Source organism: Mucilaginibacter paludis DSM 18603, from assembly GCF_000166195.2.
Classification (GTDB): domain Bacteria; phylum Bacteroidota; class Bacteroidia; order Sphingobacteriales; family Sphingobacteriaceae; genus Mucilaginibacter; species Mucilaginibacter paludis.
On the sequence record NZ_CM001403.1, the window covers coordinates 4,827,174 to 4,852,890 of the forward strand.

22 protein-coding genes and 1 pseudogene are annotated in these 25,717 nt (G+C 43.5%); 14 read left to right on the top strand and 9 right to left on the bottom strand.

Going from position 1 to position 25,717, the window contains the following annotated elements:
* Positions 1 to 26 precede the first annotated feature (26 nt).
* The 3 genes from MUCPA_RS20385 (at position 27) to MUCPA_RS20395 (ending at position 3,210) form a co-directional block, all read left to right on the top strand.
* Positions 27 to 629: a TetR/AcrR family transcriptional regulator gene (locus MUCPA_RS20385; protein ID WP_008508980.1), complete on the top strand. Its 603-nt coding sequence runs from the start codon at positions 27 to 29 to the stop codon at positions 627 to 629.
* Positions 630 to 803: 174 nt separating this feature from the next.
* The gene (locus tag MUCPA_RS20390) at positions 804 to 2,354 is read left to right on the top strand and encodes a DHA2 family efflux MFS transporter permease subunit (RefSeq protein ID WP_008508981.1); all 1,551 of its coding nucleotides are present in this window, start codon (positions 804 to 806) and stop codon (positions 2,352 to 2,354) included.
* A gap of 103 nt (positions 2,355 to 2,457) precedes the next feature.
* Positions 2,458 to 3,210: an SDR family oxidoreductase gene (locus MUCPA_RS20395; RefSeq protein WP_008508982.1), complete on the top strand. Its 753-nt coding sequence runs from the start codon at positions 2,458 to 2,460 to the stop codon at positions 3,208 to 3,210.
* A 463-nt stretch (positions 3,211 to 3,673) separates the two neighbouring features.
* Here the strand turns inward: MUCPA_RS20395 and fabF are convergent, their stop codons facing one another.
* The 4 genes and pseudogenes from fabF to MUCPA_RS37150 all read right to left on the bottom strand — a co-directional run.
* Entirely contained in the window at positions 3,674 to 4,918 is a 1,245-nt protein-coding gene (gene fabF / locus MUCPA_RS20400; RefSeq protein ID WP_008508983.1) for a beta-ketoacyl-ACP synthase II, read from the bottom strand.
* 99 nt (positions 4,919 to 5,017) lie between these two features.
* Complete coding sequence (locus MUCPA_RS20405; protein ID WP_008508984.1) at positions 5,018 to 6,820, bottom strand: ABC transporter ATP-binding protein; 1,803 nt, start codon at positions 6,818 to 6,820, stop codon at positions 5,018 to 5,020.
* Positions 6,821 to 6,913: 93 nt separating this feature from the next.
* Positions 6,914 to 7,744 (bottom strand): tRNA pseudouridine synthase A, encoded by an 831-nt coding sequence (locus tag MUCPA_RS39425; protein WP_316928943.1) that lies wholly within the window; start codon positions 7,742 to 7,744, stop codon positions 6,914 to 6,916.
* Between the two features lie 42 nt (positions 7,745 to 7,786).
* Positions 7,787 to 7,924 (bottom strand): annotated as a pseudogene (locus MUCPA_RS37150) (tRNA pseudouridine(38-40) synthase TruA); the annotation flags it as partial.
* A gap of 148 nt (positions 7,925 to 8,072) precedes the next feature.
* On the opposite strand from MUCPA_RS37150, the gene MUCPA_RS20415 reads away from it, so the two are divergent.
* The 7 genes from MUCPA_RS20415 to MUCPA_RS20445 all read left to right on the top strand — a co-directional run bounded on the left by MUCPA_RS20415 (position 8,073) and on the right by MUCPA_RS20445 (position 15,220).
* On the top strand, positions 8,073 to 8,540 hold the full coding sequence (locus tag MUCPA_RS20415; protein ID WP_008508986.1) for a DUF4293 domain-containing protein: 468 nt from the start codon (positions 8,073 to 8,075) through the stop codon (positions 8,538 to 8,540).
* A 569-nt stretch (positions 8,541 to 9,109) separates the two neighbouring features.
* On the top strand, positions 9,110 to 10,957 hold the full coding sequence (locus MUCPA_RS20420; protein WP_008508987.1) for a DEAD/DEAH box helicase: 1,848 nt from the start codon (positions 9,110 to 9,112) through the stop codon (positions 10,955 to 10,957).
* A gap of 298 nt (positions 10,958 to 11,255) precedes the next feature.
* Complete coding sequence (gene rbfA, locus MUCPA_RS20425; RefSeq protein WP_008508989.1) at positions 11,256 to 11,633, top strand: 30S ribosome-binding factor RbfA; 378 nt, start codon at positions 11,256 to 11,258, stop codon at positions 11,631 to 11,633.
* 5 nt (positions 11,634 to 11,638) lie between these two features.
* Positions 11,639 to 12,343, top strand: coding sequence for a peptidoglycan DD-metalloendopeptidase family protein (locus MUCPA_RS20430; RefSeq protein ID WP_008508990.1), 705 nt, complete (start codon positions 11,639 to 11,641; stop codon positions 12,341 to 12,343).
* Positions 12,344 to 12,660: 317 nt separating this feature from the next.
* Positions 12,661 to 13,899, top strand: coding sequence for an IS4 family transposase (locus MUCPA_RS20435; RefSeq protein ID WP_008503844.1), 1,239 nt, complete (start codon positions 12,661 to 12,663; stop codon positions 13,897 to 13,899).
* 351 nt (positions 13,900 to 14,250) lie between these two features.
* Positions 14,251 to 14,916: an energy transducer TonB gene (locus MUCPA_RS20440; protein WP_008508991.1), complete on the top strand. Its 666-nt coding sequence runs from the start codon at positions 14,251 to 14,253 to the stop codon at positions 14,914 to 14,916.
* Between the two features lie 106 nt (positions 14,917 to 15,022).
* Complete coding sequence (locus MUCPA_RS20445) at positions 15,023 to 15,220, top strand: cold-shock protein (RefSeq protein WP_008508992.1); 198 nt, start codon at positions 15,023 to 15,025, stop codon at positions 15,218 to 15,220.
* Between the two features lie 103 nt (positions 15,221 to 15,323).
* Here the strand turns inward: MUCPA_RS20445 and MUCPA_RS20450 are convergent, their stop codons facing one another.
* Both MUCPA_RS20450 and MUCPA_RS20455 read right to left on the bottom strand, forming a co-directional pair.
* On the bottom strand, positions 15,324 to 16,454 hold the full coding sequence (locus tag MUCPA_RS20450) for a glycosyltransferase family 2 protein (RefSeq protein WP_008508993.1): 1,131 nt from the start codon (positions 16,452 to 16,454) through the stop codon (positions 15,324 to 15,326).
* Entirely contained in the window at positions 16,438 to 17,409 is a 972-nt protein-coding gene (locus tag MUCPA_RS20455; RefSeq protein WP_008508994.1) for a hypothetical protein, read from the bottom strand. The genes MUCPA_RS20450 and MUCPA_RS20455 overlap by 17 nt, the downstream gene beginning before the upstream one ends.
* A 109-nt stretch (positions 17,410 to 17,518) precedes the next feature.
* Here MUCPA_RS20455 and ruvC point away from each other — a divergent pair, with 109 nt between their 5' ends.
* On the top strand, positions 17,519 to 18,133 hold the full coding sequence (gene ruvC, locus MUCPA_RS20460) for a crossover junction endodeoxyribonuclease RuvC (protein WP_040627757.1): 615 nt from the start codon (positions 17,519 to 17,521) through the stop codon (positions 18,131 to 18,133).
* 117 nt (positions 18,134 to 18,250) lie between these two features.
* On the opposite strand, the gene MUCPA_RS20465 is transcribed toward ruvC, so the two are convergent.
* The 3 genes from MUCPA_RS20465 to MUCPA_RS20475 form a co-directional block, all read right to left on the bottom strand.
* Positions 18,251 to 18,658 carry an HIT family protein gene (locus MUCPA_RS20465; protein WP_008508996.1) on the bottom strand — a complete coding sequence of 136 codons (408 nt, stop codon included), beginning with the start codon at positions 18,656 to 18,658 and terminating at the stop codon, positions 18,251 to 18,253.
* A 103-nt stretch (positions 18,659 to 18,761) separates the two neighbouring features.
* Positions 18,762 to 19,235 (bottom strand): transcription elongation factor GreA, encoded by a 474-nt coding sequence (greA, locus tag MUCPA_RS20470; RefSeq protein WP_008508997.1) that lies wholly within the window; start codon positions 19,233 to 19,235, stop codon positions 18,762 to 18,764.
* A gap of 213 nt (positions 19,236 to 19,448) precedes the next feature.
* Complete coding sequence (locus MUCPA_RS20475; protein ID WP_008508998.1) at positions 19,449 to 20,378, bottom strand: 2-hydroxyacid dehydrogenase; 930 nt, start codon at positions 20,376 to 20,378, stop codon at positions 19,449 to 19,451.
* A gap of 463 nt (positions 20,379 to 20,841) precedes the next feature.
* On the opposite strand from MUCPA_RS20475, the gene rimP reads away from it, so the two are divergent.
* The 3 genes from rimP to infB are packed head-to-tail and all read left to right on the top strand — an operon-like array spanning position 20,842 to position 25,684.
* Positions 20,842 to 21,327: a ribosome assembly cofactor RimP gene (gene rimP, locus MUCPA_RS20480; protein WP_008508999.1), complete on the top strand. Its 486-nt coding sequence runs from the start codon at positions 20,842 to 20,844 to the stop codon at positions 21,325 to 21,327.
* Positions 21,328 to 21,357: 30 nt separating this feature from the next.
* Complete coding sequence (nusA, locus tag MUCPA_RS20485; protein ID WP_008509000.1) at positions 21,358 to 22,593, top strand: transcription termination factor NusA; 1,236 nt, start codon at positions 21,358 to 21,360, stop codon at positions 22,591 to 22,593.
* A gap of 58 nt (positions 22,594 to 22,651) precedes the next feature.
* A complete protein-coding gene (gene infB / locus MUCPA_RS20490) occupies positions 22,652 to 25,684 on the top strand; it encodes a translation initiation factor IF-2 (protein ID WP_008509001.1) in 3,033 nt (1,010 codons plus the stop codon).
* Positions 25,685 to 25,717 lie beyond the last annotated feature (33 nt).

Sequence of the window (25,717 nt, forward strand, 5' to 3'; positions counted from 1 at the left end):
TAAATACCATTTGGTATATTTGTATAATGGATAACACATTATCAAAAGCGGAACGTACCCGGCAGTTTATTATTGAAACTACGGCAAGCATATTCAATACCAAGGGATATGAAGGCACTTCCATGTCGGATATTACGGAGGCAACCGGCCTTACCAAAGGGAGTATCTATGGCAATTTTGAAAATAAAGAAGAAGTGGCGCTGGCCGTTTTTGATTATAATTATGGAAAAATTTCGACGGATATCCGGCAGAGAATTGAAAAGGCTAAAACCTTTCACGATAAGCTGATGGTTTACGCCGCCGTTTATCACAGTTTTACGCGTGGCGTTTTTCCGGTAGGGGGCTGCCCGATATTAAACACCGCCATTGAAGCTGACGATACCAACCCCGCCCTTAAAGAGCGGGCGGCCAAAGCTGTTTTGCGGTGGAAAGATTCCATAGCAGGGCTAATTCAGGGCGGCATCGATTCAGGGGAATTTAGAAGCGACGCAGATCAAAATCAGGTAGCTTTATCCATTATAGCCTTAATTGAAGGTGGAATAATGATAGCCAAGATCACCGATTCGCCGGCAAACTTCGACGAGGTATTGAAAACTGTTGAAATGATCATCAATCAAATTAAAACTTAAAAAATTTGACATAAAATATACCAATCGGTATATTTTATGTCTTAACATTGCATTGTGATTGAATAAGGGAATTGTTGTATTAATAAATATACCAATCGGTATAAATAAGATCATAGTCTTAAAAATCAATCAGTGAATCATCAATCAATCGGTGTAATCCTACAATAATCAACAATGAGCCCTTTTAACAGAAAACTTTTAATTATCACCGTGATCCTGGCAGCCATTATGGAGCTGATAGACACATCCATTGTGAATGTGGCGCTAACCTACATGAGTGGTAACCTGGGTTCAACCCTTGAGGATACCGCCTGGGTAATTACATCATACGCCATTGCCAACGTGATCATCATCCCCATGACCAGTTTTTTAACTAATAAACTGGGCCGCAGAAATTATTATATCGGTTCCGTTATACTATTCATCCTTTGCTCGCTGATGTGCGGCCAGGCGCACAGTATTTCAGAACTGGTGATTTTCCGCTTTCTGCAAGGCTTAGGCGGCGGGGCTTTACTCTCGGTTTCGGCAGCGGTGGTTTATGAATTGTTTCCGAAAGAAAAGCTCGGGACGGCCAGCGCTTTATTTGGCATCGGCATCTTTATCGGGCCTACCATTGGCCCAACGCTTGGCGGTTATATTACTGAGAACTATTCGTGGCCATGGATTTTTTACATTAATGTGCCTATAGGCATACTGGTAGCAGTTTCCTGTTATTTTTTACTGCCTGAATCTAAAGTGAAAACCAGAGTTGGCAAGGTTGATTGGTTAGGCATCGGTTTGCTTACGGTAGGCATAAGTTCCCTGCAAACCGTGCTGGAACGAGGCCAAACCGAAGATTGGTTTGCAACCAACTATATTATCGTACTAACAGTTACGGCCATACTCAGTTTAACCGGATTTGTGATCTGCGAATTGCGGGTTGACAATCCCGTGGTTGATCTGCGGGTGCTTAAAAGTAAATCGCTCAAAGTGGCTGCCATATTAACCTTTATCACCGGGATGGGTATGTTTACGTCTATTTTTTTAACGCCCGTTGTGGCGCAGCGTTTATTGGGTTTTACGCCTTCGCAATCGGGTTTATTGTTACTGCCAGGAGCCATTATAGCGGTGTTTGCCTTAATTATTTCGGGTAAAATGCTGCAACGGGGCGTGTCGCCAGTGCTCATTATTCTGTTCGGTTTTTTATGCTTTATTTACTTTAACTGGTCCATGTCAACCATGAGCCTCGAAACGCCGGCCATTGATATTACACTGAGGCTTATCTTCAGGGCTTTGGGCATGGCTTTGCTTACTATGCCGCTAAGCTCTTTAGCCGTATCGTCACTCGAAGCTAAGGATATGCCCCAGGGAACTGCGCTCAACAACATGATGCGGCAGTTAGGCGGATCGTTCGGGATCTCCATTATCAATACCTATTCGGCCAGGCGCACGGCATCGCACCGGGTTGACCTGATCAGTAACGTAACTGCATCAAACCCTTTAACTACCGACAGGATTAACGGTTACACCGCATACTTTCAACACAAAGGCAGTAGCATGTTGGATGCTCATCAAAAGGCGATGAAGCTGATTGACATGACTATAGTTAAGCAATCAACCCTGATGAGTTACCTTGATTCCTTTTTATTGATCGGCCTTTTATTCGCATTGGCACTTCCTTTATTGTTGTTTGTGATTAAGCGGTCAAAAGCCAATACTGCCAACGTGATCGTATCTGATCATTAAAACTTAAGAAGACGGACAACTAAGCAACCCTCGCATGCAGGTAAGTAAAGTACTCCAATATATCAAATGTAATATCAATTAAAGACACAAACAAAATCATAAAATGAATATCACAAACAAAACAGCCCTGATCACCGGTGGTGGTTCGGGTATCGGCCTGGAAATAGCCAAAACCTTAATTGAAAAAGGCAATAAAGTAATTATTACAGGCCGTAACGAGGCTAAGCTGCAAAAGGCTGTGGCCGGTTTAAAAAACACCAGCGCCTTTGCAGGTGATATTAACAATGCCGACGATGTGGATAAACTGGTGGAGTACTTAAATACTAACCATAGCACTTTGGATGTGGTGATTAACAACGCCGGGCAGGCGTCTGCCTACCACCTGTCGGTCGAAGCCGACGCTTTTGAAAAAGCAGGGGCGGAAATACAAACCAACTACCTGTCGGTGATCAGGCTGACAGAAAAGTTGCTGCATTTATTAAGTAAACAGCCAGAAGCCGCCATTGTAAACGTTACGTCTATCGTGGTTTTTGCGCCTAACGCTTTTATTCCCACTTATGCCGCAAGCAAGGCCGCTTTGCACTCTTATACACAAACACTAAGGTTTACGCTTGCCAAAACTACGGCAATTAAAGTGTTTGAGTTATTTCCCCCATTGGTTGATACCGAATTTTCAAAAGAGATTGGTGGCTCAAACGGTATACCGCCATCTGCTGTAGCGGAACAGTTTGTAAAGGGCTTTGAAAATGACCAGTACGAGATCCATGTTGGGGCTACGGCCGATATTTACAAACTATTCCTTTCATCTCCGGAGGAAGCTTTTAAGGCTTTGAACCAGGAGAGGGGTAATGGATAAGTAGTGTGTTGAGTTTTTTGAATATCGGCATATTTGGTATTTCACCAAGTGTCATTGAGGAAGTAAGCAATCTCTACATAGGCAGGGCTGCTAAGCAGGTTTGCCCTGTATAGCATAGAGATTGCTTCGTCGTACCTCCTCGCAATGACGATGGGTGAAGGAAGCCGATTATTGATATCACATCTCTCCTACCGTCATTGCGAGGCACGAAGCAATCTCTACGCTTGCAGAGCCGCTCTGTAGGTTCACCCTGTTGCTTCGTCGTACCTCCTCGCAATGACGATGGGGAAGGAAAGAAGCCGGTTATTGACTTGCCCTCTCACCAACTCATTGCGAGGAACGAAACAACCGACCGAAGGGAGCTCATTAATACCAATAAAAATTAACACAAATTAATAATCGCGAACGCATATTCCGGTGTGATTACTCCGTCCCTTTAAGGCAATTTTTAAGCCCCTGCTTTTTATAACGCCTTAAACACCACAATCCCATTATGCCCGCCAAAGCCAAAGGTATTGCTCAAGGTGGCTTTCACCGGGTGCGATATGGCTTCACCTATAACGATATTCATATTATCGGGGATGGCGGCGTCCAGTTCGGTGGTGTTGATGGTGGCCGGTATCACGCTATCGCGCATACTCAGCAAGCAAATAATGGCCTCTATGGCTCCGGCGGCTCCGAGCAAATGGCCTGTCATGGATTTTGTAGCGCTGATGAACAGGTTGTTTTTGCCCGGCCCGGTTAGGGCTGTTATGGCTTTAATTTCGGATAGGTCGCCCACGGGGGTTGATGTGGCATGGGCATTTAAATAATCCACGTCGTTAATGGTTAAACCCGCCTCTTCCAGGGCAAATTTCATGGCCTGTAAGGCTCCAAGCCCTTCGGGGTGGGTTGACGTCATGTGGTAGGCATCGGCAGTCATGGCTGCGCCGCCAACTTCGCCATAAATTTTGGCTCCGCGTTTAACGGCATGTTCGTATTCTTCCAATACTAAAGCGCCTGCGCCTTCGCCCATTACAAAGCCATCGCGGTGGGTGTCAAAAGGGCGCGATGCCGTTAGTGGATCGTCGTTCCGTCCGGTCATGGCTTTCATTGCCGAGAAGCCACCAACTGATGCAGGAGTTACCGGCGCTTCTGAGCCACCGCTGATAATGATCTTGGCCTTACCGAGGCGGATGTAGTTAAAGGCATCCATAATGGCCGTATTGGATGTTGCACAGGCCGAAATAGCAGTATAGTTAATACCCATATAGCCATGCCTGATCGAGATCATGCCCGAGGCCATATTGGGTAACAATTTCGGAATAAAAAAGGGACTGAACCTTGGCGCGCCGTTGCCACGGGCATATTCGGTTACTTGCTCTTCAAACGTTTCCATGCCGCCCTGCCCCGTTCCCCAGATCACACCCACATCAAAAGGGTTCATTTTATCAAACTCAAAGCCCGAATCTTTAATAGCTTCGTCCGACGCTATTAAGGCGTATTGCGTAAACAGGTCGGTCCGTTTGAGTTCGGCCCTGTCTAAGTGTGCTGTGGCATCAAAATTCTTTAGTTCACAAGCCACCTGTGTACGGAAAAGGGAAGCGTCAAACCGGGTAATGGTAGCGGCGCCACTTTTCCCGGCCAATATATTTTCCCAAAAATCCGGAACGTTGTTCCCAAGTGGGGTTAACGCGCCGATGCCTGTGATAACAACTCTTTTTAACATGCTGATTTATTTAGTAATACAAAGATAAAAAATATACCGATAGGTATATTTTTAAAGTGATATTTGTTTTGTTTAAATTTCTGGATCGATATGGTTTGCTTATCCAACTTTTAATCCGGCTGAATTAAATTGCAGGTCGTACAATTTGCGGTAATACCCGTGCAGAATGCGCAATAATTCCTGGTGGGTGCCCATTTCCATAATCTCGCCGTGGTCGAGCACAATAATCCGGTGGGCATTTTGGATGGTTGATAGGCGGTGTGCAATTACGATAGCTGTGCGGCCTTCCATCAGTTTGTAGATCGCCTTTTGTATCAGTTCTTCCGTTTCGGTATCTACCGATGATGTGGCCTCATCCAGTACCAAAATCTTGGGATCATAAACCAGGGCTCGGATAAACGAAATTAGCTGCGCCTGCCCGGCGGATAAGGTAGCGCCGCGTTCCATCACATTATAATCGTAGCCACCGGGCAGGCGTTCAATAAAATCGTGCGCGCCAACTTCTTTGGCGGCGGCTATGATACGTTCGCGGCTAATCTCCGGGTTATTCAGGCTGATGTTGTTGGCAATCGTGTCCGAAAATAAAAACACATCCTGTATCACGGTGGCAATCTGCATCCGCAAAAAGTCCACATCGTATTCGCGTATGTCAACACCATCAACCTTAACGGTTCCTTTGCCAATCTCGTAGAAGCGGTTCAGGATATTGATGGTGGATGATTTTCCCGCGCCTGTAGCCCCCACAAGCGCCAGGGTTTCGCCGGGTTTAACATGGAAGGATATATCTTTCAAAACCCAGTTTTCGTCGTTATAGGCAAACCAAACCCTGCTGAATTCAATTTCGCCATTAATGGAAGCCGGTTTTAACTGACCGGTGTTAACGGCTACCTCATCGGTATCCAGTACCTTAAATATCCTGTCGGCCCCAACCATACCCATTTGCAGGGTATTGAACTTATCGGCCAGCTGCCTGATGGGCCTGAAGAGTAAGTTTAACAGAGTGATGAAAGCCACGATGGTTCCAGGGGTGATCCCTTTTTTTCCAGCCGAGATATATACCAGTTCCTGATCTGACAGTACCCGTTTAGAGCCATACCAAACCAGCAAACCAAGCGCTATAGCGGCGAAAATTTCTACCACCGGGAAAAAGATGGAGTAGTACCAGTTGGAGCGGATGTTGGCATCGCGGTATTTTTCGTTTACGGCAACAAACTTGCGCATTTCCTGATCTTCGCGGGCAAAGTATTGGATAATGCTCACCCCGGTGATGTGCTCTTGCAAAAAGGTGTTTAAATGTGATACCTGGGTGCGCACCTCCTGAAAGGATGATTTGATAGCTTCCTTAAATACGTATGTGGCCAGCAGCACAAAGGGGATCGGTATTAAGGTGATGAGGGCCAGCTTCCAATCCTGCCAGATCATACAGCCAACAATTACGATAACCAATAGCAGGTCGCCAATGATGGAGATCAATCCTTCCGAAAAAATATCGGCAATGGTTTCCAGGTCGGATACGGTACGGGTGATCAGCATCCCGATAGGGGTGCGGTCGAAATATTTTAATCGCAGGCTGGTGATATGATTAAAAATATCAATCCGCAGATCGCGGATAACCGATTGGCCCAAGGCGTTGGTTGTAAAGGTTTGATAATACTGGGCCAGGGTTTGAATAATCAATTGCCCTATCATCAGGCATACCATCATCACCAAGCCATTATAATTACTTTGCAGGATATAATTATCCAGCGTTTTTTGCATCAGGATAGGCTGCGCTACCGCTATGAAAGCGAGCGATATGGTAAGAAAAGCGGCTATAACAAAAGTGTTATTGTACGGCTTAACGTAATGCATTACGCGTTTCAGTAATTTCCAATCAATAGCCTTACCGGTTACTTCTGACATTGTTTGTTGTTAGTTTTACTAAATTATTTGCTATCGGCGTTAATGTGATACAAGCAGGTAATAACATAATAACCCATTAACTCAATAACTATTTTATAAATAAGGATACCTCACCTCGGTTAAATATAAACCGCAAGCCGGTACGGATACGCCCGCGTTTGATCTGTTTTTGCTTTCAATAATGCGCCTTACCTCTTCGGGCTTGATGTCGCCCTTGCCCACCATCATCAGGGTTCCCACAATGGCCCGTACCATGTTACGCAAAAAGCGGTCGGCCGAAATATGGAAGATCAGTTTATCGCCATTGGATACCCATTCCGCACGTGATATTTTGCAATTATTGGTTTTAACTTGGGTGTTCGATTTGCTGAAGCAGCTGAAGTCGGTATATTCCATCACAATTTGAGCCGCCTGGTTCATCAAACCTACATCGGGCCGGTCGCGTAGTTGCCATGACAGGTTATTTAAAAAAGGATCCTTTTCAAAATGCACATGATACTCATAACTGCGCAAGGTAGCATCAAACCGGGCATGGGCATCCGCATGTACCGGGATAATCCTTTTTACAGCGATATCATGGGGCAAGAGGGCGTTAAGGCTTCGGGTTTTTTGTGGTAGTCCATGGTCGATGGTCGATGGTCCATGGTGTGTAGTCGATGATGTTGTTGATAGTCCATGGTTGGTAGTCGATGGTCGATGGTCCATGGTCGATGGTCCATGGTTGGCAGCGGATGGTGTTGTTGATGGTCCATGGTTAGTAGTCGATAGTGTATCGTTAACGGTTGGTAGTCCATGGGCTTGGGTTGATGGTATGTTACCCGAAGTTATTTGTTCATTATCTATTGACGGTTGCTCTTCATCCATAGAGGATGGGTTATGGGCTATGGTCCGCTTCTGCGCTTTTTTTTGCTGCCCTTCATCCATGGACCATGGACCATCGACTATGGGCTGCTCCTGCCTCCCTATGTCAAAGTGCGCATATAACTGCTTTGCATGTACACCTGTATCTGTGCGGCCGCAGCCCAGGGTTTCAACAGGCATGCGCAATAAGGTACTTAACGCTTTATTTAAAACCTGCTGTACGCTGATAGCGTTATGCTGAATTTGCCAGCCATGATAATTGGTGCCATCATAAGCAAGCTCTATAAAGTATCGTTGTGTATCGGCCACGCGCAAAGTTAATCAAAGCTTAAATATCAGGCACGATAATGTGAACGAAACAAATTATCTTTGCATTTCAATTTACATCATCATGATACAAAGACTACAAAGTATATACTTGTTTTGCGCCAGCCTGGCTATATACGCCCTGTTTATTTTTCCTATCGCTCATAATGTATACATCGGTACTATCCCTAAAACTGTCAAAGTTACCGGCATTTATGAGGACTTGGGTGGGCAAATGCAACGCACTACATCGTTTTTAGCCTTAACCATCGTGACTATTATTATGGGCCTCATCCCGCTCATTATTTTGATGCTGTATAAAAACCGTAAACAGCAAATGGCCTTGTGCTATGGGTTTATCTTTGCCATGATAGGTTTTAGTTTTTGGATGTCGCAAACGGTGCAGAACGTGGTTGAAACCGCGCGTATCCGCACCGAAAATTACGGAATAGGTGCTTTGCTAACCTCTATCAGTATAGTGTTTATTTTATTGGCGATCAAGGGAATTAAGAATGATGAGAAGCTGATTAAGTCGGCGGATAGGTTGAGGTAGGGGAGGCTTTCTATATAAAAAAAAGTCATCTCGAACGAGGAACGAGAGAGAAATCTTCTGCACCCGAATGGTAACCGGGCGCCGTTCTAAAGCAGACTTATCCCGCGCAAAAGATTTCTCCCTCTGGTCGAAATGACAAAGTTTGAGAGGCGCAAAAAAATGTCATCTCGAACGAGGAACGAGAGAGAAATCTTCTACACCCGAACGGTAACCGGGCGCAGTTCTAAAGCAGACTTATCCCGCGCAAAAGATTTCTCCCTCTGGTCGAAATGACAAAGTTTGAGAGGCGCAAAAAAATGTCATTTCGAACGATGAACGAGAGAGAAATCTTCTGCACCCGAATGGTAACCGAGCGCAGTTCTGCAACAGGCTTATTCCGCGCAAAAGATTTCTCCCTCCGGTCGAAATGACAAAGTTTGGTAAGCGCTATTTCCAAGTTGTGTTGGTAATCCCTTTGTCATGGAAATGCTTTAATTTCAACACATTAGCTTTGTTTTGGTTTTTTTGATAATTATCACTACTTTTGCAGCCGATTTAGCAATGTAGCTAAATACGTTTTTTAAATATTCATGAACCCATTTAGTCAATTGGGAATCCGTCATGATATTGTTAATGCCATCACTGATCTGGGATTTGAAAATCCCACGCCAATCCAGGAACAATCAATTCCGGTTTTGTTAACAGGCAGCAACGATTTTGTCGGATTAGCTCAAACAGGGACCGGAAAAACCGCTGCCTTCGGATTGCCACTATTAGAATTGCTGGACTTCGAACAAAATCATCCTCAGGCGCTTATTCTTTGCCCAACCCGTGAACTGTGTTTACAGATCACCAACGATTTGAAAAATTACTCTAAAAACATGTCAAACGTTAACGTTGTGGCCGTTTATGGAGGTGCAAATATTTCTGATCAGTTACGCCAGATTAAACGCGGCGTACAAATTGTTGTGGCTACGCCTGGCCGTATGCTCGACATTATTAACCGTAAAGCCATCAACTTCAGCGACGTGAACTATGTAGTTCTGGACGAAGCTGATGAAATGCTTAATATGGGTTTTCAGGAAGATATCGACAGCATTTTGTCGACCACACCTGACGACAAAAAAACCTGGTTGTTCTCAGCCACTATGCCTTCCGAGGTTCGCCGTATCGCCAAAAAATACATGACCGATCCGTTCGAATTAACCATGGGCGAAAAAAATACAGGTAACGTTAACATTGAGCACGAATACTATATCGTTCGTGCACGTGATAAATACGCTGCCTTTAAACGCATTGTTGATTTTAATCCCGAAATTTTCGGTATCGTGTTTTGCCGTACAAAAATTGAAACCCAGGAAATTGCTGAGGCTTTAATTAAGGATGGTTACAATGCCGATTCGTTACACGGTGATTTATCACAACAACAACGCGATAAGGTAATGAAACGCTACCGCGAGCGCAGCCTGCAATTGTTAATTGCTACGGATGTTGCCGCACGTGGTATCGACGTTAATGATGTTACACACGTTATTAACTACTCGTTACCTGATGAGATTGAAAATTACACCCACCGTAGCGGTCGTACAGCCCGTGCCGGTAAAACAGGTGTATCTATAGCCATCATCAACTCAAAAGAGTTAGGTAAAATACGCCAGATAGAACGCGTTATTGGTAAAAAGTTTATTAAAGGCGAAATACCAAACGGGTTTGATGTTTGCGAAAAACAATTGTTTGCCATAGTTCATAAAGTACATAACGTACAGGTGAACGAGCAGCAGATTGAGCAATACATTCCGCGTATTATGGATGAGTTTAAGGATCTGGAAAAAGAAGATATTATTAAGCGCTTCGCTTCCATTGAATTTAACCGTTTCCTGGATTATTACAAAAATGCACCTGACCTGAATGCTCCTTTGGATGACAGGGCGGTTAGGGGTGAGCTTGGCGACCGTGCTCCGCGCGGAACAGGCAACTCTGATTATACCCGTTTGTTTATCAACTTAGGTTCGGTTGACGAATTTAACCGTGGCGATTTGCTGGGTTACATTTGCAACACTGCTAAAATAAGCGGACGCACTGTTGGTAAAATAGATGTAAAGGGTGTTTACTCTTTCTTTGAAGTGCCAAAGGCTGATGTTGATAAGGTTTTTGCCGAATTTAAAGACGCTGAATTTAAGGGTCGTCCGGTAAGGATCGAAATTTCTGGCGAAGGTACCAGCGACAACCGCAGTGGCGGTGGTGGTGGCCGACGTCGTGAAGGTGGCTACGCTGGTGGCGGCGAAAGAAAAGAAGGTGGTTTCCGTCGTGAAGGCGGTGCCCCGCGCGAACGTACCGGTGGCAACAGCGGTGGCGGTTTCCGCGACTTTTCGGGTAAACGCCGTGAAGATCGTAACAGCACAGGAAGTGGTGGTGGCGAACGCCGCAGAAAATTTTAACAAAGTCATAGTTTGTTATATTAGTTTAATTTAGTTTTTACATGGGGCTCCGGATGATTATCCGGAGTCTTTTGTTTTTAAAGGGTTTGGAAATATCCGTCGGTTATGCCGTAATTAGGTGTAAACAAAATGCCTTAAATTTAATTATACTATAAAGTGTTTTGAAGTACTGGTGGCGATACTGATATTAGCGCTAACAGCTCAGTCTGCTATAGGGCTGTTGCCTAATTTGTACGATACATTTTTATTTCAATATCTTTGGCTGTGCAATTACCTCACTGTTTAATATAAATCTATTATGGAATCAAAACGTCAACAAAAATTTGCCGGAGTTATACAGGAAGACCTGGCCGCGATATTTCAACGTGAGGGAATGAATTTTTTGCCTAATACCCTGGTAACCATAACCAAGGTAAGGGTTACCCCCGATTTGGCTCTGGCCCGTGTTTTTTTAAGCTTTTTTAATAATGCCAATACCCAGCTGGCGCTGCAAACCATTAAGCTGCATGCATCAGAAATAAGATATAAATTAGGTTCGCGTATTAAAGACCAGGTTAGGATTATCCCGCAACTGGAATTTTTTGTGGATGATACCAGTGATTACGTTGAGCGGATGGATAAGATTTTTGACAAGATCCATAAGGAAGAAAACCCTGCCGACAGCGGCCAAAGCTAAATTGAATGGATCGGCATAAGCAGTTGGAGCATTTTATTGCCGCTAACCCGGATAAGGTTGGCAAGGTAGTTTATTTTGACGCCGCGCGGCACAAATTATTGCGGCTTGATTTTACCGATGCCAACCATGAGCTGAGCCCCGAAATTATCGGCCATACGCAACAGTTTTCGGCCTGGGTATTTAAAAAGCTGAAGGAGAACAAATGTAAATACGGTGTAGGCGGATATTTTGAAAACCGCACCATTTACTCGCGCAGCGCTTTGTTTAATACCACTGCAGAGCCGCGTTGCCTGCATTTAGGTATTGATATTTGGGGCGATGCCGGAACCATGGTTTACGCTCCGTTGGCTGGTAAGGTACACAGCTTTCAGGATAACGATAATTTTGGCGACTACGGGGCAACCATTATTTTAGAGCACCATTTGGATGGCCTGAAGCTTTTTAGCCTGTACGGGCATTTAAATGATGAATCGTTTTTAGGCTTGAGCGAGGGGATGGCTATAGAAAAGGGTGAAGCCCTGGGCGAATTTGGCAGTACCGAAGAGAATGGCAACTGGCCGCCGCATTTACATTTTCAGTTGATGTTTGATATGGAGGGCCTGAAGGGCGATTACCCTGGGGCCTGCCGTTTATCAGAACAAGATAAGTACAGGCACAATATTGCCGACCCTGGGTTGATATTACAATTTCCGGCAGGGAGTATAATCTGAGAGCGATATAAGCGTTTTTTAAACGGAGGTATATTTCAGGAATTATGAATCAGTGCCGTTTAGTTAAGCAGTTTCAAGCATGGTTGCAGAGTTCATCGCATGGCGAAACATACCCCTGCAACAGCACAGCTAAAGCCGACCGCTCTCAACGTGGGGTTAGAATAAAATTATTCATTATCAATGTAATATGTAGGGCAAGCGGCGGCCCGTGCGATTCCCCTCTCGAGAGGCATAGCCGTCAACTTTAGAAAAAAAAGGGATAAAATTTTTTTAGAGCAAGAATCGGAACTGCAAAATTGCAGTCATTATTCGAGCGAATGAGTTCGGAACTATTTGAACCAACGGTGTTAGATGGCCTGGCCCGTAAAACAGAGGCGATACAACGCAAACGAAAAGTGGGAGGCAAGGAACTATTGGATATGGCGTTATTTGATGGAGATCAATCGTTTAACGGCATGAGTATGCAGTTAATGCGGAGGGATGGGCTTGATATTTCGAAGCAGGCATTGCATCAAAGACATCACAGCAATATGACAAAGTTTGTACAAGCCGTTTTTGAGCAATTAATAGCAGTTGAGTTACCGCAAGAGCAAACACAGGGCTTGGAGATCCGTATCAAAGATTCTACCCGTTTCGCGTTGCCGGAAGTTATTGCAGAGACATTCCCCGGAACAAAAGGAAGTGGGATGAAAGCGGGAGCATCTGTACAATTTGAATTTGAAATCAAAAGTGGTAAAAGCGATATCAAAGTAACTCCGGCCAACGCAAATGACCAGGGTGAGAGTCATCTGGACAAGGCATCAATTCAGCCGGGGGTATTATATATGAGAGATCTGGGTTACACTCACTTGAGTTATATGAACAATATTAACAAAGTCAAAGCTTTCTTTATTAATAAATTATGTCCGAAAACAACGATTTATCTATTAAAGGACGACCAATACCAAAAGTTAGAGTTGTCGAAACTACAAGGCATAACCGGCGTATTTGATCAACAGGTATATATCGGAGCTGATAAGATGCCGGTAAGGATAATAATAGAACCGGTAAGTGAAGAGCTCAAGGCAAGGCGGATAGCCAATACTGAAAAGTACAATAAAAAGAAAGGCAGTACCACCAGTAAGGGATTCAAAGAGCGGGCAGGGTTTAACTTTATTGTTACCAACCTGGTGAGCGAAAAATATAGCGCTGAATTGATCCAAAAGTTATATCACCTGCGATGGCAGATAGAATTGGTTTTTAAAGCATGGAAGTCGTTTTTAAAGATACACACGTTCCCCAAAGGAAGTTCGGATCGTATAACCAGTATATTATACAGTAAGTTGATCTGGGCAGTTTTGAGTTGGAAAATATGCATGGCTATCGGTAAGATAGGTCAAATTAGTGTTTTAAAGGTGCATCGACTAATCGCTTCTACGAAAGAAGAATTGCGAGCGCAGCTTTTAGGGATATGCTCAAAGTGGTTAGCTCTGTTGGAGAAATTAAACTTAAAGCACCTTTCAAAAGAGCACAGAAAACATAGGTTAAAAATAGAAGAAATTGTAATAAGTATTTGATTATTAGATATTTAAATACTATATTTAGATAGTTAAACAAAAATAAGAAAGGCGGGGCCATCTAAACCTCCCCGCCTTAAAAAACGAAAAATATGAGAGTAAAAATACATAGGTTTGCCCATGCGGGCAAACCGCGCCTAAAAATTAAATAACTGAAAATCAACAATATATGAGTACAGCTACTTAAATTGACGGCTATGCTCTCGAGAGGGGCGGAGGGGTGTGTTCTATGCGAGCGATTGTAAAGCGCAGCCTGTGTTCTTATCTGTTATTACTTAGCATCTGGCGCTTTTACGTGAATATATTGCCATTTTATAAGCAAGTCCATTTCTTAACTAGCGGCATTCAATTATGAATCATTTTTTAGTGTTGATGTACCTGTTGGTATTCCCTTTTCACAAGGCCGACGATCAGCCCCAGTATAAGGGTGGAAGTAGCGCGCTCAATAGTTTTTTGGCTCAAAATCTGGTATACCCCGAATATTCAAGGCAAAACTGTATTTCGGGAACTATACAGGTGAGTTTTAACCTGGATAAAAACGGTAAAACATCCAATGTAAAGGTTTACAAAGGCCTTGGCATTGATCTGGATGATGAGGCCGTTAGGATCGTAAAGCTAACGTCGGGCAACTGGATAGTCCCGGCCGGGCATGATCCCGCAGCCAGCATCGTACTGCCCATAAAATTTAATGCAGAACAAACGCACTGCCAAACTTTTGATGCCGCGGGTGTGGCTATGGCTATCGAGGCTTATAAATCGCGTGAGGCGCTTGTAACCGCTGTCACCAACTATTACAGTAATAAATACTTAGGCAAGGCAGATACTACTAAAGAACAATTGATCATCTCGTTAAAAAAACAATTGGGGTTTGATGACGACTATGCCGATCAGGTGATGCAGCAGGCAAACAAAAAGTTTAAACAGGGCGATAAGGAAGGAGCTTGCGAAGACTGGCTATTTGTTAAAAATATAGGCAGTAGTAAAGCGGATAAAATGTTGTCCGTCAATTGTCATTAACACATTGTGTACACTGCTTATTGTCAAATTGCAATAATTGTGATGCTTAGCTACCGTTTAATTAAATTGAAATGCCTACTTTAGCTTAATTTTTAAAAATAATATAATGCAAAAAGAAGGTACAGTAAAGTTTTTTAACGAAACTAAAGGATTCGGATTTATTATTCCGGCCGACGGAAGTGAAGAAGTATTCGTACACTCATCTGGTTTAATTGATCAGATCCGTGAAAACGATAAAGTAGAGTACGGTGTTGAACGCGGTAAAAAAGGAATGAACGCGGTTAATGTTAAAGTTATTTCTTAATCAGTAAGACATAAATCATTATCGTAAAAAAGCGGTGAGTTTTTAACTCATCGCTTTTTTTGTATCTGTTATTTGTATAAAGTTTGCGGCTTCTCAATGCCGGTTATCGTACATTTCTACCCTTCCAGTCGTACTTTTTGGCGTTGCCCATAATGCCGATATAAATAAAGTATATCACATGTACTGTGCAAATTAAAGGCATAATGCAGAGCAATTTTAGCCTGCCAAAAAAGGAGGTGATGGGGATCAGGAAAAGCATATCGAACGTGAACTTCAATATAAACTGCACCAATAGCATGTTAAAAAAGTAAACATTGTAAAAGCCGAGCAGTGCGTTTAATAACAAAGTCACATTAAACAGCCAAATGCCAACTACAACGGCTACCACGCGTTTATCTTTATATTTGATTGATTTTGATGCCCAGCGCCGCCGTTGTTGTAAAAAATCGTGCAGGGTGGGTTTGGCATCTGTATAAACTATAGCGTCGCGTTTTTTTAAAAAACCTATTCTGTCGGGGTACTTTTCGGCTACTTTTTGTAACAGTAATTCATCATCGCCCGATGCCAGATCGTCAATGCCTTTAAAGCCGCCAACTTCGTAAAATATATCCTTGCGGTAGGCAAAATTAGCTCCGTTACAAGTAGATGCGTGATTGTTGCCAATAAATGCGGCGCCCAGGCCAATCAGGTATGAGAATTCGAGGGTTTGCATCCGTTCAAACAAGTTTCTCTCGCCAAAGTAGCTTACCGGCGACGAGATCATCACCAGGTTATTGGATTGATAATAATCTACGATAGATGAAAGCCATTTAGGCCCCATGCGGCAATCGGCATCTGTAGCTACCAAAAAATCTCCCGTAGATAATTTAATGGCTTCGGTGATAGCCCTTTTTTTATAGGAATTTAAGGCCTTCTCGTCCCTGAGTTGAAGCAGCCTTACACCCCTGTCGGCATAGCTGCTAATGATTTCGGCCGTACGGTCGGTGGAGTGATCGTCAGCTATGATGATTTCAAATAGGTGGGCAGGATAATCCTGTGCTAAAATATCCCCAATGGTGAGGGCTATTTTTTCTTCCTCGTTACGGGCCGCAATCAATACGGTTAGCTTGGTGGTAAGGGGTTGCCCGCTTATTGCCGGAGTTTTTATCCGCGACCAGCCTTTGATAAGGTAAATTACAACAGACAGGTACAGGCCTGTGCATAAAAACGATATAGTACTAAGAATTGCGATCAAAGAAGTTGATTTTTAAAACGAAAACAGAGCCTAAAATAGCTGGAACTATTAAATTAATAAACCAGATGGACGATACAGCTGCAATGACGGCAATTTGCTGATTGGTAATATATCCAAAAAAGGTAGATGCCGTCATCCCGCGCAAACCTACGTCAATTAAATCAAGTGTGGGCAGGGCCGACTGGATAAAAAAGTTGTTAAACACCATCATCATGGTGGGTAGTACCGGTAGTTGCGGTAGCAGCAAATGGATAACCAGGCAATATTGGAACGAAAAAACCGAGAACCTGGCCAGGCAAAAAAGAAGGATATTTAAAAGGTGGCCGGTTTTATAGCGGGAGATGATCTCGAAAAAACGACTATATTTTTTTAAAAACGGAATTTTGCCGATAATAGAAAACAACCATTTGATATTGAAGTAGCAGGTGAGCATAAACAAGCCAAAAGCAATGGCAACACAGGTAAAAACAGCCATTACCCAGATGTTTAAATGGATATAATGATAAACAAACCATATTAAAGCGGTAATGCCTACCACGTTGGTAATTAGGTTTTGCCCGAAGGAGCCGACCCCCATTACAAACACGCCATAAACACGTTTGCGCGGTGGTAAAAACAAAACCCGGCCGCCATATTCGCCTAAGCGGTTAGGGGTAAATATAGCCCAGGTGAGGCCGCAAAATACTGCCTCTACAGATCGCCATAGGGTCATGCGTTGTAGCTTGCGGCTTAAATACTTCCATTTTAAAGCTTCCAGCACCCAGTTAACCAGCATTAAGGCTACCAACGCCGTAAGCGTGTACATTACTTGTTGGTGGTTAACTTGCGATATTAACAGCTTAAACTGCCTGAGCCTGTTATCATTATTTACGGTGCGGTAAATAAACCCATAAGCAAATAAAATAATAGCTGCTTTTGTACTGTACGAAATTATTTTTTTAGTGGTACTGGTCAATTAGGTAGATGTTTGTGCAATGTTACAAAATGCTTATATAATGCACACCTATAAAGTTTGTTTTTTGCATTTTGTTTTAATAGCGTTTAAGCTTTGCTTATACTTGCCTATGCAGTTGGTAAATTTGAGGGAACGTGTGATTTTGGGGATTGACCCTGGTACTGCCGTAATGGGTTATGGTTTGATTAAAGAAACCGGGCCACGGATTGAGCTGATCAGCCTTGGTGTTGTTAAAATGGAACACCTGGATGATCATGCCCTTAAATTACAGCGTATTTTTGAAAAAACGCTAAGCCTGATTGATCAATACAAGCCCGATTGCATGGCTCTTGAAGCGCCTTTTTACGGTAAAAATATACAGGTAATGCTTAAGTTGGGCCGGGCGCAGGGCGTGGCCATGGCAGCGGCATTATCCCGCAACCTGCCTATCTGCGAATACGCGCCCCGCAAAATAAAACAATCTATCACCGGGAACGGTAACGCCACCAAAGAGCAGGTAGCCGCCATGTTACAAACCTTGCTGAAATTTACCGAAACGCCACAATTTTTAGATGCTACCGATGGTTTGGCTGTAGCGGTTTGCCATGCTTTTCAAAAAATTGAACTTAAAGGAAGTTCGAGTATTGGGGGTGGTAAAAAAATGAAAGTAGGGTGGGCCGCTTTTGTTAAAGATAACAGCGAACGTGTTAGCGGTACGGTAAAGCCGGTGAAGAAGAGTCGATAGGAAGATAGATCCGGTCTCGCAAGTTCGTCAACATAAAGCCGTGTTTTAGCCAGGGCCAAATTACTGATGATGATCAAAAATAGATTTGAATCAAGACTAAATACTCAAGACTTAGCATTAATCCTCCACCGTCCGTAAAGCAGCTTTGATATTAGCGGTAATATCCACCAACTCTTCCTGGCTCAGCTTAAGTTTGGGCCTCGCGAAATTCATATCATCCGCATGGTTAATCGGTATCAGGTGAATATGCGCATGGGGTACTTCCAGCCCCATTACGGTAACGCCTATGCGCTCGCAGGGGATAGCTTTTTTGATACCTGTGGCGATAATTTTAGTGAAAATTTGTAAGCCGGTGTAAGTTTCATCGTCCAGGTCAAACAAATAATCAACTTCCTTTTTAGGGATAACCAGTACATGGCCTATAGCCAAAGGGGCTATATCTAAAAAAGCTAAAAACTCAACTGTTTCGGCAACAATATGGGCGGGTATCTCGCCGGCCACAATTTTAGAGAATATGCTTGGCATGGGTTATTGATTGAGTGATTGATTTTTGAATGATTGATTGTGATCGACGGACGTGTTAAAATCAATCATTCAGTCAATCAATCACTCAGTAAATTTAGGAGCGTTAGCGACTAATCTCCAGGATCTCAAAATCTATTTTACCGGCAGGCACCGTGATCTCGATAACTTCGCCCACCTTTTTGCCTAATAAGCCTTTGGCTATGGGAGAAGCTGTAGATATTTTGCCTGATTTTAAATCGGCTTCACTTTCTGATACCAGCTGGTAGCTCATGGTGGCACCATTCTTCAGATTTTTTATTTTGACAATGGATAGCGCCAGTACCTTTGATAAATCTAATTTCGAATCATCCAGCAAGCGTGCGTTGGACATCGCCTCTTCCAGTTTTGCAATTTTGGCCTCATGGTGTCCTTGAGCATCTTTGGCTGCATCATATTCCGCATTTTCACTCAAGTCGCCTTTATCCCTCGCTTCCGCTATCGCGTTGGAGATGATTTGCCTTCCTGTAGTTTTTAAATACTGTAATTCTTCTTTTAGTTTTTCTAAACCTTCTTTGGTGTAGTATGCTACATCTGCCATAACTCACTTAAATTAATTATTAATTACTCATCAACCCTAAAAAAAATAGCCCTCCTGTTTCAGAAGGACATCACGGGTTCTTTAAAACAAACAAGACTATATCGGCATGGCCTACATAGTCTTGTTTAGTATAAAACGAAGATAGCAGATTTAAGTTTACAATTCCAAATCTTTTAATTGCTATAATCGCTCCGGCGCATCAATGGCGAAATTTTATTGGGATAAGGCCTGTAATTTTTCGGCCATTACCTCACTTATTTTTCGGTACGATTCAAACGTCCACCCGGCCACATGCGGGGTTAGTAGTACTTTGCCGTTTTGGCGCAGTTCGGCAAACCATTGCTGTTCTCCCAGGGCCGGAAATTTTTCAACCTCCAGCACATCCAGGCAGGCACCTAATATTTTACCCTCTTTAATTCCATTTAAAACAGCTTGGGTTTTAACCACTTTACCTCGCGAGGTATTGATCAAAAATATCGGCTTGCGGAAATGGAACAAAAACTCATCGTTAAATAAGTATTTGGTTTCTGTAGTTAACGGTACATGCAGGCTCAATATTTCACTCTGCCTCACAATTTCTTCCATGCTTACTTCGCGGGCGTATTTGTCGCTAAAGCCCGTTTTATATTTATCATAAGCAATTACATCAACTCCAAAGCCCGATAATTTTCGGGCAAAGCTTTTCCCCATAAAGCCGTAGCCTATAATACCTACAGTTCTGCCTTTTAATTCATATCCGCGGTTAGCTTCCCGTTTCCATAAGCCAGCCCTCACCTCGGCATCGGCGCGGTTAATATTGTTCATTAAATTTAAAAGCATCCCTACGGCATGTTCGCCAACAGCATCCATATTGCCCTCGGGGGCATTAATCAAAGTGATGTTTTTTTGCAGGGCATAAGCTTCGTCAATATTATCCATACCAGCGCCGCCGCGGCAAATAAAGCGCAGGTTTGTAGCTATGTCAAGCACGTTTTTATCTACCTGGAATTTGGATCTAATCACCAGTCCATCATACTCCGCAATTACTTTCAGCGTATCATCCAAAGTAAATTGGGGCTGGTAGTTACATTGGTAGCCTAATGCTTCGGCGCGTTCAATAAAAATGGGGTGCAGATCGTCAACAATTAAAATATTTTTTTTCACTTATTCATTAATTGAACGGCAAATATAGCTAATGAGGTGCTTGTTAAGATAAGGTGGATATCATAAGGGTAATTTAAAATGAAGAAGGATTGGATGGAGTATATAATAAACCAACGCAAAAAATGTCATTTCGATCGTGTGCTTAGTAATCTGCTGGTGCTGGGTTTTTGTATGTGTCTATTCGGCCTTTGTTGATGTTGTCGACAACAACCCCGTGTTCAATATTTTGTGCAAAATCTCGCTGTGTTTGTCATCATGTTATGCCTGGCATAATTGCGGTAGTATTAGTTATCGGTAGAAAGATCAATACGGATTGTTGGTGGGACACCAACAATGGCGAAAATCATTCATCCCGAAATCATCTTAGCCTATTGACTTTCAAATAAAAAAACGTATATTTGTATCCATTAATCGGAGAGGGGGCAATAGCCCCCTCTTTTATTTTGTCGATCAAATGGCTGATATGAATATTGAAAAGCGGGTTGCCCTACTGGTTGAAGAGAAAATTGCCGACAGGCCCGAACTGTTTTTGGTGGACGTTAAGATGCTGCCTAACCGTAAACTCATCATCCTGGTAGATGGTGACGCAGGTATAGGAATAGCTGATTGCGCCGCAATAAGCAGGTTTGTAGGCTTTAAGCTTGAGGAAGATAATGTGATTGAAGAAGCCTATAATTTAGAAGTTTCTTCGCCCGGCATTGATAGTCCGCTTACGCTGATCAGGCAATATACCAAAAACATTGGCCGGGATCTGTCGGTAAAAATGACTGATGGACAGTTGAGGGAAGGCAAACTATTGAGTTTAGCAGAAGACGCTATTGTTATTGACGAAAAAATAAAAGCCGTGCGCAAAGCACCGGGTGAAAAGGGGAAGAAAGCCGAAGTTGTTGAAAGCACTATTCCTTTGACCGAAATTGCCGAAGCAAAGGTTTTAATATCATTTAAGTAAAAAAGAAAAACAAATTTATATTAATCAACAATGAGCAATATTAATTTAATTGATTCCTTTCAGGAATTTAAGGATTTCAAAAACATAGATCGTCCTACGATGATGAGTGTGCTGGAAGACGTTTTCAGAAGCATGATCCGTAAAAAATACGGGACTGATGAGAACTGCGACGTTATTGTGAATACGGATAACGGAGATTTGGAAATCTGGCGTACACGGGTAGTAATGGAAGATGGATTTTCTGAGGATGATGATCTGGAAATTGAATTGGCCGAAGCTAAGTTGCTTGATCCGGATTTGGAAGTGGGTGATGAACACATTGAACTGATTACCTTAGAGAGTTTTGGCCGCCGCGCTATTTTGGCCGCGCGCCAAACCTTGGTATCCAAAATTTTGGAGTTAGAGAAAGACGAAATCTATAAAAAATATAAAGATCGTGTTGGCGAGATCATCACCGGCGAAGTTTACCAGGTTTGGAAAAAAGAAACTTTGGTGCTGGATGATGAAGGCAACGAGTTATTGTTACCAAAATCTGAACAGATTCCTGCCGATTATTTTAAAAAGGGCGACAGTGTTCGTGCCGTGGTACATAAGGTTGATATGATGAACACTAATCCTAAGATCATTATATCCCGTACTGCCCCCGAATTTTTACAGCGCCTGTTTGAGCTGGAAGTTCCGGAAATTTTTGACGGATTAATTACCATTAAAAAGATAGTTCGCGAACCTGGTGAAAGAGCGAAGGTAGCGGTTGAATCGTACGATGACCGTATTGACCCTGTAGGAGCCTGCGTTGGTATGAAGGGATCGAGAATCCATGGTATAGTGCGCGAACTGAAAAACGAAAATATCGATGTAATCAACTTTACCAATAATGTACAATTATATATACAGCGTGCATTGTCGCCTGCCAAAATCACGTCCATTAAACTGGATGATGACAAAAAAACAGCCGCAGTGTACTTAAAACCCGACCAGGTATCATTAGCTATCGGTCGCGGCGGGCATAATATAAAATTGGCAGGTAAATTGACGGGGTATGAAATAGATGTTTACCGTGAAGCAGACGAACACGAGGAAGATGTGGACATCGAAGAATTTTCTGACGAAATTGAGGGCTGGATACTGGATGAGTTTAAACGAATTGGTTTAGACACAGCAAAATCTGTACTGGCTTTAAGCGTTGGCGAACTGGTAAAACGTACCGACCTGGAAGAAGAAACCGTGAAAGATGTACTTTCTATTCTTCAGGCCGAATTTGAATAAGCAGAATAACGAAATTAAAACGTATTTTTGCAAAATAAAGCGGAGTAATAAATATTAAATGTCAGACGACAAATCCATAAAGTTATTTAAAGCAGCAAAAGAGCTGAACATTGGTACTGGTACTATAGTCGACTTCTTAGCGTCCAAAGGTTACAAAATAGAAAAGCAACCTAACGCCAGGATAGAGGGAGATATGTATGATGCCTTGCTGAAGGAGTTTCAATTTGATAAAAACATCAAAGAAGAAGCCAAGCAGATCAGTATCGGTAAAATCAGGCGTGAGGAACATGGCGTTCCGGTTGATAAACACGATCATCCTGCACGTTCAAAAGATTTTGATCAAGAGGAAATTTTGATAAAAAATTTACATTCGTTTACGCCTCCTCATACGCCAGCACCGCCCGTGGTTGAAAAGCCTAAGCCGGAAGCACCTGTATCGGCTCCGCGCGAAGAAGGTGTACTGCAGGGAGTTAAGGTTGTTGGGAAAATAAACCTTGATGAACTTAATGCTAAAACCCGCCCCGAGAAAAAGGTGGAAGAGGTGGTGGCTAAAGAACAGCCGAAACCTGTGGTAGAGGTAAAGCAACCTGAACCTGTGGTTGAAAAACCTGTGGTAGAGGTGAAACAACCTGAACCCGTGGTTGAAAAACCTGTGGTAGAGGTAAAACAACCTGAGCCCGTAATTGAAACACCAGTTATAGTTCCTCCGGTGGCAGAAGCACCTCCGGTACAACCGGTTGCGCCGCCAGCGCCAGTAGCAACGCCCGAGTCGGCACCAGTTCCAGCTGAAGATGGTGATGATGTGATCAGGGCAAGAGCAGAGCGCTTAACAGGGCCTAACGTTATCGGGAAGATTGTGTTACCGGTAAATCCGCCAAAGCGTAATAACTCGCCGATAGCGTCGTCTGGCGCTAATAGTGCCGCAGAGCAAAGAAGAAAAAGAAAACGTAAGGATAACCCGCCGGGAGGTGGACAGCAACGTCCGCAAAGCAATCAGCCGGGCACGCAGCAGCCGCAGTCGCCTGCAGCAGCAGGCGGTGGTGCACCTAACCAGGGTCAGGGTAATGCCGGAGGCGGCAACCGCCCTGATTTCCGTAAGCCAGGCAATGGTCCTTCGCGTCCCGATTTCAGGAACAAGGGGCAGCAACCAACTTCTGCCGGAGGTACTAAGGAAGAACCTTCAGAAAAAGAAATACAAGACCAGATCAAAGCAACGCTGGCCAGGTTAAGCGGAGCAGGTAAGTCGGGTAAATTTGCCCAACGCGCCAAGTTCCGTCGCCAAAAACGTGATGATGTAGCTGCTTCCGCAGAACAGGACGCGTTAGATCAGGAATTGCAATCGAAAGTGATCAAGGTAACAGAGTTTGTTACCGCAAACGAGTTAGCATCCATGATGGATGTGGGTGTAACGCAAATTATCTCAACTTGTATGAGTTTAGGTATGTTTGTGTCTATCAACCAACGCTTGGATGCAGAAACCTTAACCATTGTTGCCGAAGAGTTTGGTTACGAAGTAGAGTTTGTGAAACCACAGGATGAAGAGGCCAACTTAGATGAGCCTGATGATCCGGCAGACGTCATTCCACGTGCACCGATAGTAACCATTATGGGCCACGTAGATCACGGTAAAACATCCTTACTCGATTTTATACGTAAAACTAACGTGATAGGTGGCGAGGCTGGTGGTATAACCCAGCACATTGGCGCCTACGAGGTTACATTAAAAGATAACAATAAAATTACCTTCCTGGATACGCCAGGTCACGAAGCGTTTACTGCCATGCGTGCCCGTGGTGCCCAGGTAACGGATATCGTCATTATCGTGATTGCTGCCGATGATAGCGTGATGCCACAAACCCGCGAGGCTATAAACCACGCGCAGGCCGCTGGTGCGCCAATCATCTTTGCATTCAATAAAATTGATAAACCCGGAGCTAATGCCGATAAGGTGCGTGAGCAATTATCTGCCATGAATATCCTGGTTGAAGAATGGGGTGGTAAATACCAAACACAGGAAATATCGGCCAAAACAGGTTTAAATGTAGAGTTGCTGTTAGAAAAAGTATTACTGGAAGCAGAATTACTTGAACTTAAAGCAAACCCTAACAAGCGTGCAGTAGGTACAGTAATTGAAGCAGCCTTAGATAAGGGCCGTGGTATTGTAACTACAGTATTGGTACAGGCTGGCCGTTTAAAAGTGGGCGACCCGATTTTGGCCGGTTGCTACAGCGGACGTGTAAAAGCGTTAACTAACGAGCGCGGACAAAGAGTTGAATCTGCAGGGCCATCAACACCAGTACAGGTATTGGGTATGCAGGGAGCGCCTACAGCGGGCGACAGGTTTAACGCATTAGAAAGCGAGCCTGAGGCACGTGAAATAGCCAACAAGCGCTTGCAATTACAACGTGAGCAAGGTTTACGTACACAGAAACATATCACCCTGGATGAAATTGGCCGTCGTTTAGCGATAGGTAACTTCAAGGAGCTGAATATTATTGTGAAGGGTGACGTGGATGGTTCTATCGAGGCTTTATCGGATTCATTACTGAAGCTATCAACCGATCAGATCCAGGTGAACATCATCTCCAAAGCAGTTGGTCAGATCTCCGAGTCGGATGTATTGCTGGCTTCGGCTTCAGATGCGATCATCATCGGTTTCCAGGTTCGTCCTTCGGGAAGTGCGCGTAAACTGGCTGAGCAGGAGCAAATCGACATCAGGTTATACTCCATCATCTATGATGCCATCAACGAAATTAAAACCGCGATGGAAGGTATGCTTGCGCCAACCTTTGAAGAGAAGATTGTTGCCAACGTTGAAATACGCGAAACATTCAAGATTAGTAAGGTAGGTACAATTGCAGGCTGTATGGTGCTGGATGGTACCATAACCCGCAACAGCAAAATCCGGATTATCCGCGAAGGTGTGGTAATTTACACCGGTGAACTGGCTTCGTTAAAACGTTATAAAGATGATGTTAAAGAAGTTGCCAGAGGCTACGAGTGCGGCTTGAATATCCATAACTTTAATAACATTGAAGTTGGAGATATTGTTGAGGCTTACGAGAATGTGGAAGTGAAAAGGAAATTGTAAGTAGAATATAAGAATAAACGCAGAAGCCAGCAT